Genomic DNA, 12,764 nt, shown 5'->3' with positions numbered 1-12,764 from the left:
CAACCGTCTGATCCATGAAGTAACCGTTGCCTGCGCACCGGGCACACACCAGCTGCTGCCTCCCGAGATCGAAGTGGCGGTGGCGTCATTTCTTGAAAGGAAGTAGCCATTGCCTGCGCACCGGGAGGTGCAGGAAAACGCATGAAATTGTGATGTCCAGAGTTCATTTCGGCGGAACCGACGATGGTGCTCTGCCACTGAGCTACGCCGGCCTGTCGGTGCCGGCGGCGGGAATCGAACCCGCGGCCTCCCCATTAGGAGTGGAAGTAGGTCCTGCCTTCGCACCTGGACGTGCATCACTTTAGGAGAGTGAACCGGCGGGGCGCCAAAGGTTTTTCACGCCCTCTGATCTCCCGGCGGCCGCAACCGTACGATGCCTCACAGGCGTCGCACAGTCCGTCAGCTCGTCCTGTCGTGCCGAGGGCCCGCGGGGGCCGCCGGAAGGAGCGTTCGTGGAGGTCGGCGGGTACAGGATCGTCGCGCTGCTCGGCGAGGGCGGCATGGGCCGCGTCCACCTCGCGCGGTCCGCGTCCGGGCGGCCCGTCGCCGTCAAGACGGTCCACGCGCACCTCGCCGCGGAGCCGGAGTTCCGCGAGCGCTTCCGCCGTGAGACGGCCGCCGTGCGTGCGGTCACCGGTCCGTACACCGCCGCGGTGCTCGACGCCGACCCGGACGCCGAACAGCCCTGGCTCGCCATCGAGTTCTGCGCGGGCCCCACCCTGCCGAAGGCGGTGGCCGCGCACGGCCCGCTCGGGCCCGCCGAGCTCGCCGCGCTGGGCGCGGCCCTCGCCGAGGCGCTGGCGGCGGTGCACGCGGCGGGACTCGTGCACCGTGACGTGAAGCCGTCCAACGTCGTCGTCACGCGCGACGGCCCCAAGGTCATCGACTTCGGCATCGCCAAGAGCGCGGCCGAGGAGAGCCTCACCGCGAGTGGCGAGGCCATCGGCTCGCCCGGCTTCATCGCCCCCGAGCAGCTTGCGTCGGACGCCCGGCCGCCGGGGCCCGCCGCCGACGTGTTCGCACTCGGCGCGGTCCTCGCGGTGGCGGCGACCGGTCGCGGCCCCTTCGGTTCGGGCGGCGCCCCCGAGGTCCTCCACCGCACGCTGCACGAGGACCCGGACCTGCTGGGCGTGCCGGACGAGGAGTGGGAGGCCTTCCTCGCCCGCTGCCTGACCCGGACCCCGGCGGACCGCCCGTCGGTCGCGGAGATACTCACCTGGTGCGCCGACCGCGCCCCGGCCGAGCCCTGGTGGGAACAGGAACCGGTGGCCGGCCTGATCCGCCGCCAGGAGGACGAGGTCGCGGGGCTGGTGGGCCCGGCGGGTGACGGTTCTTCTCCTTCCGATCCTTCCGATCCTTCGGATCCTTCCGATCCTTCCGACGGCGACGGCGACGAGTCGCTGCCCCCTGACCCCGGCGACGGGTCCGGCCCCACCGAATCGTCGCCGCCGCCGCGCCGTACCTCCCGGCGGCGGTTTCTCGTCTGGGGTGGTGGGGTGGTCGCGGCCGTCGGTGGTACGACGGCGGCCGTCCTGCTCAATGGCGAAGGGGGTGGCGCCGGCGGCACGGCCGGTGGCGGGCGGCGCGGCGGGCCCCGCCCCGCTGCCGGCGAGGTGGTCTGGAGCCGTGAGATCGGTGAAGTGGAGTACGGCGGCGCCCTGTTGCGCAGCGGCAAGGATCTCTACGTACTGGACGACAAAGGGCTCGTCCGGCTGGAGGCGGAGACCAACACGCTCCGCTGGACCTACCCGGAGGAGCAGCTGCGGAGCATCGACACGCGCGGTGACCTCGTCTACGTACTCCGGGACAGCCTCTTCGAACCCCATCTGATCGCGCTGCGCGTCGCCGACGGCCGGGAGGCGTGGACCTCGGGCACCCTGATGCGCAACCCGCACCGGCCGCCCCGCCCTCTCGACCCGCCCCCGAGCGAACTGGAGGGCACCAACGGCGCGTTCACGCTCACGGACGACGTCGCCTGCCTCCTCACCTACGCCTCGTACGACACCCTGCAGGAGCGGCGCGGCACGCTGGAACGGCCCTGGCGGGCGTACGGGTTCGACGCGCGTACGGGGGACGAGCTGTGGTTCCACGAAGGGCGCGCGGCGGGGGTGATCGGCGTGGACGACGCGGGCGGCCGGATAGCGGTGGCCACGGCGTCCCGGAGCTCGGGTCCCCCCGGCACGGACCGGTACGCGCGGCACGATCCGTTGGTCGTCCTCAAGGCGTCCGACGGCACGGTGGAGCGGGAGGTCACGAACGGCGCCCGCCGCCCGCAGGCCCACCCCGGCGCCGAGGGGGTCGGCTACTTCGTGTCGGAGGAGCGGATCGAGGCGGTCGACCTGGCGACCCGCCGCACCCTGTGGGACCGGCCCGCGGGTGCGGTCACGAATGTCGCGGCGCGGGCCACGGCCGGTCTCGTGCTCGCCTCGTCGTCGGACGGCGTCGAGGCGCTGGACGCCCGTACGGGCCGGAGGCGGTGGTCGCGTCCCGGGTTCCGGGACGTCGAGGAGGGGGTGCCGGTGGTGTCGGACGGCCTGGTGCTGGTCTCGGGGCCGGAGCCGGGTAGCTCGGGCGATGCCGTGTGGGGGGTGTACGCACTGGACGTACGGACGGGGGACGCCTCCTGGGCGGCGCCTGTCGACCCCGCGTCCGACATGAAGCTGGCGGCCGCGCACGACGGCCTGTTCCACGTCTGCGCGGGCCGCACCCTGCACACACTCCGCGGCCCGAAGGCCACCCGGACATGACCCCGCCCGGCGTCGTCCCGTCCTCCGCCCCCACGGCCCGCCCGCCCCACAGCGGCGGTGCCGTATGAGCGGGGCGGCCCCCATGCCGGGCACCCCGCTGCTCGACGGTGATCCCCGGCGGCTCGGCGGGCACCGGATCGTACGGCGGCTCGGGGCCGGGGGGATGGGGCAGGTCTATCTGGGGCGCAGTCCCGGTGGGCGGCTCGTCGCCGTCAAGACCGTGCACGAGCACCTCGCCGCCGACCCGGTCTACCGCGAGCGGTTCCGGCGCGAGGCGACCGCGGCACGTGCCGTCACGGGCGCGCACACCGCCGCCGTGCTCGACGCCGACCCGGACTCCCCCGTGCCCTGGCTCGCCACGGCGTTCCTGCCGGGGGTCACCCTGCGCCGCGCGGTCGCCGCGGGCCGGCCGTTGGGCGCGGCGGCCGTGCGGTCGCTCGGGGCGTGCCTCGCCGAGGCCCTGGCGAGCATCCACGCGGCGGGCATCGTGCACCGCGACCTCAAGCCGTCCAACGTGCTGGTGACCGCCGACGGGCCGCGCGTCATCGACTTCGGCATCGCCCGTGCCGCCGGGGACCTCGGTCTCACCCGGGCCGGATCGATGCTCGGCACGCCCGGGTACATGGCGCCGGAGCAGGTCGCCGGGGGCGATGTCGGGCCCGCCGCGGACGTGTTCGCGCTGGGCGCGGTGCTCGCCTTCGCCGCAACGGGCGAGCAGCCCTTCGGCTCGGGCCCCGCCGCGGTACTGCTGTACCGCGTCACGCACGAGGAGCCACAGCTCGCCGGTGTCCCGGAGTCGGCAGGCCTGCGCGCACTCGTCGCCGCCTGCCTGCACAAAACCCCCCACCGCCGCCCGTCCCCGCCCCACATCCTGACCCTCACCACCACCCCGGACGGGCCCCTGTGGTGGCGGGAGGAACCACTGCGTTCCCTGATCGCGGGCGACAGGAGCGCCGCCGCCGCGACCGGCGAGGACGGCGAGAACGGCGGCGCCGGCGCAACCGGTGGCCAGGCCGACGGCAGCCGTACCGGCCCGACCGACGGTCACGGCGGGGACGACGACGCCGGTCCGACCGCCGGCCGGCGCGAGCACGGCCGCGCCGGTGCACCCGCCGGTAGCGGGAACGGCCGCGACACCACAACCACCGACGGCGACAGCACCACCGCCGGCAACGGCACCGGCAGCGGCACCGGCCGCCGGACCGAACCCGTTCGGCGCCCCGCACCCCGACCCGCGTCCCCCTTCACCGAACGCCACCGCACCCTCGCCCGCCGCACCCTCCTCACCGCCGGCGGCGCCGGGCTCGCGGGGGTCGCCGGCTGGGCCGCTGCCCGGGCGCCGAAGGCTCCGGGTGAGGGCGCGGAGGAGGACGGGCCCGTGTTGCGGGAGGGGTCGGCGCGGGCCGGGCGTGAGCGGTGGCGGTTGAGTGGTGCGGAGGGCGGTTCGGGCGGTATCGAGGCCGCCCTGCTCGTCGGGGACACCGTCCTGGTGCACGGGCCGAGGAGCGGCTATACCACGCAGGGGCTGGTGCGCGCCGTCGACGCCGCTGACGGGACGAGCCGCTGGCAGTACGACAACGCTCCCGCGGGCGCCGCCCGTGAACCGCTCTGGGGTGTCGTGAGCGGATGGGTGATCGCCCCCGAACTCATGGGGCAGGTGTACGAGTTGGGGTCCGGTGATCCCGTGCGGCCCGAGCAGCCGTGGCGCGGTGCCGTGAAGTGGTTCGCCGTCGCGGACGGGCGGCTCGTCACACTGGACGACGGCGGCGGGTCGTCGCAGGACCGGGTGTTGCACGTTCGTGCGCTGTCCTCGGGCGGCTCCCCTCGCACGCGCGGGAAGGAAGAGACCCGCGACTGGCGGGCGCCCGCGGTCTCGGGCGGCAGAGTGTTCCTCGTACCGGACACCGGCGCCCAGGACCCCCGCGTGTTCTGCCTCGACGCGGCGACGGGCCGCGAACCGTGGACGTACACCGCGTTCGGCAAGGACGAGCAGGCGCGCACGGCGCCGGTCACACTGCCCGCGCCGGGCAACCGCAGCGGCAACACCGGCCACACCGGCGACCGTTTCGCTCTGCTGAGCGAGACGGACGAGCTCCACCTCATCGACGTACGGACCGGCGAGCGGCTGCGCAAGGAGCCGCTCGGGCTGACCGCGGGGAGCGGTGCCACGGCCCTCGGGTACGCCTCCGGCACGGGGCTGCTGCTCGCCGCGGGGGAGGACCTGATCGGGTTCAGTCCCGAGAGCGGCAAGCGGCTGTGGAGCCATCCCACCGCCGGGCTCGACACCGGCTGGCCGACGCTGCCCGGCGGCGGCCGGCGCGGCCCGGTCGCCCGGGACGGCACCTTGTTGAACTGGCTGGACGCCAGAACCCTGCAGGCCATCGACCTCACCGACGGCGACGGCGGTGGCAGCGGTGGTGGTGACGGCCGTGGGGGGCGGCAGCTGTGGCGGACGTCGTTCGACGCCATCGCGCGCTGCCCGCCCGCCATCGGCGGCGGCACGGCCTATGTGACCGCCGGGCAGGTGTGCCGGGCGCTGAGTCTGCGGACGGGCAGGACGCTGGCAGAGTGGCCGGTGGACGAGGCCGTCACCTGGCTCGCGGCCGACGCCGACGGCTGGTACGCCAGGGTCGGGACCTCGTCCCTCCGGGCGGTCAACGCGCCACGGAACGCGTGACGCCGGTCATGGCACGAGCCATCAGCGCCGCTGCCGCTTCCACGGGCCCGTGATGGCGAGCAGGATGCCGGGCGTCTGGATGCTGGCGTACAGGGTCCTGCCGTCGGGCGAGAACGTGACGCCGGTGAACTCGCTGTACTCCGGCTCCTCCTCGGTGCCCGCGTTGAGTTCGTTGCGGGCGATCGGGTACGTGCGGCCGCTCTCCGTCGCCCCGAAGAGATGCTGGACGCCGTCGCCGTCCTCCGCGATGACGAGGCCGCCGTAGGGCGAGACGGTGATGTTGTCGGGGCCGTCGAAGGCGCCGTCCTTGTCGGGGTCCTTGTTGACGCCGAGCAGCACCTTCAGGGTCAGGGTGCGGCGGCCGGGGTGGTAGAACCACACCTGTCCGTCGTGCGGGACGGGGCTCTCGTCGCGGGCGAAGGAGGCGACGATGTAGACGCCGCCGTCGCCCCACCACATGCCTTCGAGCTTACGGGCGCGCGTGATGTCGCCGTCGTCGAACTGCTCGCGCACGGGCACGGTCCGCGCGTCGCGGTCGGGGACCTCGACCCAGTCGACGCCGTAGACCGTGCCGATCTTCGTGGCGCGGGACAGGTCGTCGACGAAGCGGCCGCCGGAGTCGTAGCACTTGGGGGCCTTGAGGACGCCCGCGTCGTCGGCGAGGGTGCGCAGCCTGCCGCGGCCGTGGACGAAGCCGTGCGGCGGGGTCCAGCGGTAGAGGAGGCCGTTCGGCCTGGAGGCGTCCTCGGTGAGGTAGAGGTGGCCGCGCTTGGGGTCGACGACGACGGCCTCGTGGGCGTAGCGGCCCAGCGCCTTGATGGGCTTGGGGGCGCGGTTGGCACGCCGGTCCAGGGGATCGACCTCGAAGACGTAGCCGTGGTCCTTGGTCATGCCGTTCTGGCCGGCCCTGTCCTCGGTCTCCTCGCAGGTGAGCCAGGTGCCCCAAGGAGTGCTGCCGCCCGCGCAGTTGGTGGCGGTGCCCGCGATGCCGACCCACTCGGCGACCCGCCCGTCGGGGCGGACCTCGACGACGGTGCAGCCGCCGGCCGCCGCGGGGTCGTAGACGAGGCCCTCGGTGAGCGGTACGGGGTGCTTCCACTTGCTGCGGGGGCCGCCGAGCTCGTGGTTGTTGACGAGGAGCGTCGTGCCGCGCGGGCCGCGGAAGGTGGCGGTGCCGTCGTGGTTCGACGGCGTGAACTCTCCGCTCTCCAGCTTGGTCTTCCCGCTGTGGGTGAGGACGCGGTACGAGAATCCGGCGGGCAGCGCGAGGAGGCCCTCGGGGTCGGGCAGGAGGGGGCCGTAGCCGGGGCCGCGGTGGCCGCCGTGGCCGTGGCCCGCGGTGTCCGCCTCCTCGACCTCCGTCGCGGCGAGGGCACCGGGCGCGGTGGCGAGCGCGCCGACGCTGCCGGCCAGGGCGACTCCCGCACCGGTGAGCGCGGAGCGTCTGGCGAAATCCCTGCGGGTGAGCGACATCGTTTCTCCTGAGGACGCGAAGGCGGTACGTACGACCGGGCTGCTGTCGGCGCCACCGTCCCGCCCCCGCATAAACGGCGGTTGAACACCGCACGACGCCGAGGCGCCTCCTTCCTGCCTCCTTGCATGACAAGGTCAACAGGGGCGGATCGCCCGCAAAGCGAAGAATCACCGCGAAACACCTTGACCCGCGATGCACACCGCAATAGACATCACCACGTGCAGAGCTGCACCACCCGCACGGGGAGGCGAGCCGAGTGGACGCACATCAGGCACGCAGCCTCCATGAGAGCCGGCTGATGAGGCTGGCCAATGTCACCGGAGTCGGCATCGGAAGGGACGAGCACTCGGGTCAGGACGTGATCGTCGTCTTTGTGACCCACCGGGTGCCCCGTGACCGCCTCCGTGACGAAGACGTGGTTCCGGACACGCTCGACGGTGTCCCCGTACGCGTACTCGCCATCGGCGAGGTCGACGCGCAGGACGGCGGGACGTAGCGGGAGCGATGCCCCGGCGCGGCCCGGAACCCCACCCTTCAAAGGGGAAGAGGTGGTCTGGCGTGGTGAGCCGGCCCGAACTGATGCGAGGTCCCACCGGCGGTCAGCTGAGCGACAGCTCCCGTCAGCAGGCGATGTCCGACTTCTTGCGGCCCCAGCAGCCGCTGTCCAACGTCGTCGGCTTCGGCCACGGCGTGAAGTGGAGCGACGGGGAGCCCACCGGCGAGCCCACCGTCGTCGTGTTCGTCACCCAGAAGGTCCCGGAGTCCATGCTCCCGGAGCGGGACGTCGTCCCGCGCCAGATGGACGACGGCACCCCGACCGACGTCGTCGCGGTCGGTCACATCGCGGCGCAGCGCCAGCAGAGCAGGCCCGGCGGCCGGCGCGCCGAGGACCGCTCGCCGGTGGCGTACGGCCCGGAGGGCAGCGTCAGCGAACAGCTCGCGAGCCTCGGACAGCCGCAGCTCGAGGAGCTCGCGGGGCGTGGCGCGTTCGAGCCGCAGCTCCTCAAGCGGCGGATGCGCCCGTGCCCCTCCGGCTTCTCGGTCGGCAACGTCCGGGTGACCGCGGGCACGCTCGGCAGCGTGGTCTACGACTTCCTGCCCGGCGCCTCCGTCGACCCGCCCGGCGCCGGTCTCGGCATACCGTCGAAGTTCTACATCCTCTCCAACAACCACGTGCTCGCCGACTCCAACCGGGCGCAGCTGGGCAGCGCGATCGTGCAGCCGGGCGTCTTCGACGGCGGGCAGGACCCGGCGGACCGCATCGCGACGCTGGAGCGGTTCATCACGATCCAGTTCGCCCCGCAGATCCCGCTGGAGCGGCACAACAACGTGGTGGACGCGGCGCTCGGCGCGGTCGACTTCCAGGACGCGACGCGCGAGCAGTACTTCAGCGGCGCCCCGCGCGCCTGGCGGCGCAAGGCCAACGTGGCCGTCGGCGACCTGGTGAAGAAGTCCGGCAGGACGACGAACATCAGCTTCGGCCGGATCATCGCGGTCGACGCGACGGTCGACGTGAACTACGGCACCGCGGGCACGGCCCGGTTCAAGGACCAGATCGTCACGACGAACATCTCGGCGGGCGGCGACTCCGGTTCGCTGGTGACCTCGCAGGACGACGTCGCGGTGGGGCTGCTCTTCGCCGGTTCGTCGGTCGCGACCATCGTCAACCACATCGAGAACGTCCGCGCGCTGCTGCGTGTGGAGATCGCCGAGCTGCTGGCCTGACGGTCAGGACGGAAGGAGGGTTTTCCATGACCTCTCAGGCACGTAAGCAGAAGGGCGGCCAGTCGCGGACGTCGGAGCACCGCTTCCACAATCCGCAGGGCGCCGAGGTCAAGACGCGCGACGAGGCGTTCGCCGCGCCGGCCGCCGGTGTGTCGGCCGAGGCCCTGTCGACGGAGTGCAGGCTGACGCTGCACAGCGGCGCCGTCACGTTCGCCATTCAGGTCTCGTACAACCCGACCACCTATCCGCACGTGGTGACGGGCGGGCAGATCAGGTCCGGCATCTGCGGCGCGCCGTGGGACATCACGGGCGGCACGCTCGGCGAGACGATGCGGCTCGACGCGAAGCGCGCCGGGCAGGGCTCGTGCGCGACGACGGTCACGATCGTCGGCGAGTACCAGAATCCTCCGGCGTACCGGGGGACGTACGGGTTCGACGGGGCGACGTCGTCGTTCAAGCACACGACGCGCTACGAGTGCTGACGCCTCCGGCGGGATGAACGCACCCCGGGTGGGCCCGTGCCGTCGGGCCCACCCGGGGTGCTGTCCATCGCCCTTCGGGCTCGTCCTCGACCGCCGGACGGGCTAGATGTTCCGCGCCTTGAACGCCGCCTTGCGGGCCTCCTTGGCCACCTTCTTGTCGGGGTGCAGGCGGCCCATCGCGTCCAGGACGTCGGCCGTGGCGGGGTGCTCGACGCGCCACGCCGTGGCGAAGAACCCGCTGTGCTGCTCCGCGAGGCCCTCGACCAGGCCCTGCAGCTCGTCCGAGTTGCCCTCGGCGGCGAGCTGCGCGGCGAGCGTGTCGATGGTCAGCCAGAAGATGAGCGCCTCCGAGGGCGCGGGCACGTCGGTGGCGCCGTGCTCGGCGAGCCACACCCGGGCCAGGCCGCCGAGCTCCGGGTCGTCGAGGACGTCGCGGAGCGCGGGCTCCGCCTCGTTCCCGACCAGGGAGAGTGCCTGCTGGCAGCGGAGCCTGCGCAGGGGCGCGCCCTCGTCGCCGCCGCGCGCCGCGGCGAGCAGCTCCCGTGCGGCGGCGAGCGGTTCGTGCCGGGCGAGCCACTGCTCGATCTCGGCCTGCGCGGCGTGCTGCGGGAAGCCGGAGGTGCCGTCGAGCAGCGCGTCGGCGCCCTTGTCCGCGAGGTCGCCGACGGCGGGCGCGTCGACCCCGGCCTCCAGCATGCGGGCGCGGACGCCGTACAGGCCGAGGGGGGTGAGCCGGACCATGCCGTAGCGGCTGACGTCCTCCTCGTCGACGGGCCCGGGGCCCTCGGTGGTGTCCTCGTCGGCGTCGGCCATGAGCGCCTCGTCGACCGGCTGGTACTCGACGAGTCCGAGCGGCTCGAAGAGCCGGAACTGGTCGTCGAGCTTCATCATCGCGTCCGACACCTGTTCCAGGACGTCGTCGGTGGGCTCGCCCATGTCGTCGGGGACGATCATCGAGGCGGCGAGCGCGGGCAGCGGCACCGGGCCCTCGCCGGCCGCGGCGTCGCCCACCGTCAGCAGGTAGAGGTTGCCGAGGACGCCGTCCAGGAAGTCGGCCTCGGCCTGCGGGTCCCAGCCGAGCTCGGCGAAGTCGACCTCGCCCTTCTCCTCCAGGACGTCGAGGAGGTTGTCCATGTCGGGCACGGTGGCGTCCGCGTAGACGGTGTCGAGGGCGCCGAGCCAGACGCCGAGGACGTCCTGCGGGCTGCCCGCGGAGAGCAGCGCGAGGTCCTCGCCCTGGGTGACGGTGCCCTCTCCGCCCTCCTCCTCGGCGTCCGTGACCTCGACGAGGCCGGTGTCCACCGCGACCCGCCAGGCCTCGCTCGTGTACGCGGCCGCGTCCGCCTCGTCGATGCCCTCCGCTTCGAGGCCCAGCTCGGCCGCAGCCGCCGGGAGCTGGGCGTCGACGAGCTCGCCGCCCGCGCCGACCCGGGTGTCCGGCCCCGCCCAGCGGGCGAGCCGGACGGCGCGGGACAGCAGTGGTGTGGCGAGCGCGGCCCGCGCGAGTTCCGCTTCGGAGTGCAGCAGCACCGGCGGCAGGGTGGCGGGGCTTACGGACATCGGCTGGTTCTCCTCCGGAGGTGCGGGGCGCCGGGAGTACGGATCGGCAAGGCGCAAGCCTAGACGGATTTGGCACCATGCCGCCCGGTTCATGTCCCTGTCAGAAGCCGTACAGGGAAAGGGCACCCGGAGAACCTTGACAACTCCCCTGGTCAGGCAAGAGATTGACGCGCGTAGAGCGTCCGTCCGGGCGCCCACTGCCAGCTGTTCTCTTCCTCCCTCACCGTCTTCCCTCATCCGGAGTTCCCAGATGCCCCAGATACCGAGATCCGCCGCCGTCAGTGCCGTCACCGCCATCGCCCTCGCGGCGGGACTGCTCGCGGTCTCGTCCTCCGCCGCGTCCGCCGACGAGGTCCGCGTCCACGACATCCAGGGCACCACCCGCGTCTCGCCCCTCGCGGGACAGCAGGTCACGGACGTCGCGGGCATCGTGACCGGTGTCCGCGGATACGGCTCCAAGGGCTTCTGGATCCAGTCCGCCGACGGCGCGGCCGACGGCGACCCCGCCACCAGTGAGGCGGTCTTCGTCTTCACCGGCTCGGCGGCGCTCACCGTGCGGGCGGGCGACGCGGTCCGGGTCTCCGGCACGGTCTCGGAGTACGTTCCCGGGGGCGCCGGATCCGGCAATCAGTCCCTCACCCAGATCACGAAGCCGACGGTGACCGTGGAGTCGTCGGGCAACCCGCTGCCCGCGCCCGTCACGCTCGGCGCGAAGTCCGTGCCCGCCGCGTACGCTCCGGCCGGCGACCCCGCGCAGGGCGGCAGCGTCAACGCGCTGCCGCTGAAGCCCCGTTCGTACGCCCTGGACCTGTACGAGTCCCTGGAGGGCATGAACGTACGGGTCGGCAGCTCGCGTGTCGTCGGCGCGACCGACGCGTACAACGAGCTGTGGGTGACGGTGAAGAAGCACGAGAACCGGAACCGGCGCGGCGGCACCGTCTACGGCTCGTACGACGCGCAGAACGGCGGGCGGCTGCAGATCCAGCAGCTCGCGCCCGTCTCCGAGAAGCCCTTCCCCAAGGCGAACGTCGGTGACGTGCTGCGCGACGGCGCCGAAGGCCCCCTGGACTTCAACCAGTTCGGCGGCTACACCCTGGTGGCCCGCGAGCTCGGGAGCATCGCCGACAAGGGCCTCGCGCGCGAGAAGACGCGGCGACAGGCCAAGGGTGAGCTCGCCGTGGCCACGTACAACGTCGAGAACCTCGACCCGGGCGACCCGCAGCAGAAGTTCGACGCGCTGGCCTCGGCCGTCGTCTCGAACCTCGCCTCGCCCGACATCCTCGCCCTGGAGGAGATCCAGGACGACAACGGCGCGAAGAACGACGGGACGGTCTCCGCGGACGCCACCCTGAAGAAGTTCACCGACGCGATCGTCGCCGCGGGCGGGCCGCGCTACGCATGGCACTCCGTCGACCCGCAGAACAACAAGGACGGCGGCGAGCCCGGCGGCAACATCCGGCAGGTCTTCCTCCACAACCCCGAGCGCGTCTCCTTCACCGAGCGCGCGCCCGGCGACGCGACGACGCCCACGGAGGTCGTACGGGAGAAGGGCCGGCCCGCGCTCAGCCACTCCCCCGGGCGCGTCGACCCGCTGAACGCCGCGTGGGCGGACAGCCGCAAGCCGCTGGCCGGTGAGTTCGTCTTCCGCGGCCGCACGGTCTTCGTGATCGCCAACCACTTCGGCTCCAAGGGCGGCGACGAGGGGCTGACCTCGCACCACCAGCCGCCGGTCCGCTCCTCCGAGGCGAAGCGGCTCAAGCAGGCGCAGGCCGTGAACGGCTTCGTGAAGGACATCCGGAAGGCCCAGCGGAACGCCGACGTGGTCGTGCTCGGGGACATCAACGACTTCGAGTTCTCGGCGACCACCAAGGCCCTGGAGGACGGCGGCGCGCTGCGGGCGGCCATCAAGTCGCTGCCGAGGAGCGAGCGTTACTCGTACGTCTACCAGGGCAACTCGCAGGTCCTCGACCAGATCCTGACCAGCCCCGGAGTGGGGGACGCGGACGACTTCAGCTACGACAGCGTGCACATCAACGCGGAGTTCGCGGAGCAGAACAGCGACCACGACCCGCAGGTACTGCGCTTCCGCCCCTGACGGT

8 protein-coding genes are annotated in these 12,764 nt (G+C 73.0%); 6 read left to right on the top strand and 2 right to left on the bottom strand.

Annotated features, from left to right (window positions below; genetic code table 11):
• Nucleotides 1–452: 452 nt before the first annotated feature.
• Complete coding sequence (locus tag ACZ56E_RS30895) at nt 453–2,747, top strand: protein kinase domain-containing protein (RefSeq protein ID WP_471219154.1); 2,295 nt, start codon at nt 453–455, stop codon at nt 2,745–2,747.
• Nucleotides 2,748–2,829: 82 nt separating this feature from the next.
• Nucleotides 2,830–5,424 (top strand): protein kinase domain-containing protein, encoded by a 2,595-nt coding sequence (locus ACZ56E_RS30890; protein ID WP_471219152.1) that lies wholly within the window; start codon nt 2,830–2,832, stop codon nt 5,422–5,424.
• 21 nt (nt 5,425–5,445) lie between these two features.
• On the opposite strand, the gene ACZ56E_RS30885 is transcribed toward ACZ56E_RS30890, so the two are convergent.
• Nucleotides 5,446–6,897: an alkaline phosphatase PhoX gene (locus ACZ56E_RS30885; RefSeq protein ID WP_471219150.1), complete on the bottom strand. Its 1,452-nt coding sequence runs from the start codon at nt 6,895–6,897 to the stop codon at nt 5,446–5,448.
• A 299-nt stretch (nt 6,898–7,196) separates the two neighbouring features.
• On the opposite strand from ACZ56E_RS30885, the gene ACZ56E_RS30880 reads away from it, so the two are divergent.
• The 3 genes from ACZ56E_RS30880 (at nt 7,197) to ACZ56E_RS30870 (ending at nt 9,105) form a co-directional block, all read left to right on the top strand.
• A complete protein-coding gene (locus tag ACZ56E_RS30880; RefSeq protein WP_471219148.1) occupies nt 7,197–7,394 on the top strand; it encodes a hypothetical protein in 198 nt (65 codons plus the stop codon).
• A gap of 65 nt (nt 7,395–7,459) precedes the next feature.
• Entirely contained in the window at nt 7,460–8,623 is a 1,164-nt protein-coding gene (locus tag ACZ56E_RS30875) for a chymotrypsin family serine protease (RefSeq protein WP_471219146.1), read from the top strand.
• Between the two features lie 26 nt (nt 8,624–8,649).
• Entirely contained in the window at nt 8,650–9,105 is a 456-nt protein-coding gene (locus tag ACZ56E_RS30870) for a hypothetical protein (RefSeq protein ID WP_468609540.1), read from the top strand.
• A 102-nt stretch (nt 9,106–9,207) separates the two neighbouring features.
• Here ACZ56E_RS30870 and ACZ56E_RS30865 read toward each other — a convergent pair whose 3' ends face one another.
• Entirely contained in the window at nt 9,208–10,665 is a 1,458-nt protein-coding gene (locus tag ACZ56E_RS30865; protein WP_471219144.1) for a hypothetical protein, read from the bottom strand.
• 250 nt (nt 10,666–10,915) lie between these two features.
• Here ACZ56E_RS30865 and ACZ56E_RS30860 point away from each other — a divergent pair, with 250 nt between their 5' ends.
• Nucleotides 10,916–12,760: an endonuclease/exonuclease/phosphatase family protein gene (locus ACZ56E_RS30860; RefSeq protein ID WP_471219142.1), complete on the top strand. Its 1,845-nt coding sequence runs from the start codon at nt 10,916–10,918 to the stop codon at nt 12,758–12,760.
• The last annotated feature ends 4 nt before the right edge of the window (nt 12,761–12,764 follow it).

It is taken from the genome of Streptomyces sp. NPDC039480, from assembly GCF_055597165.1.
This window is presented reverse-complemented; position numbering and strand designations above follow the sequence as displayed.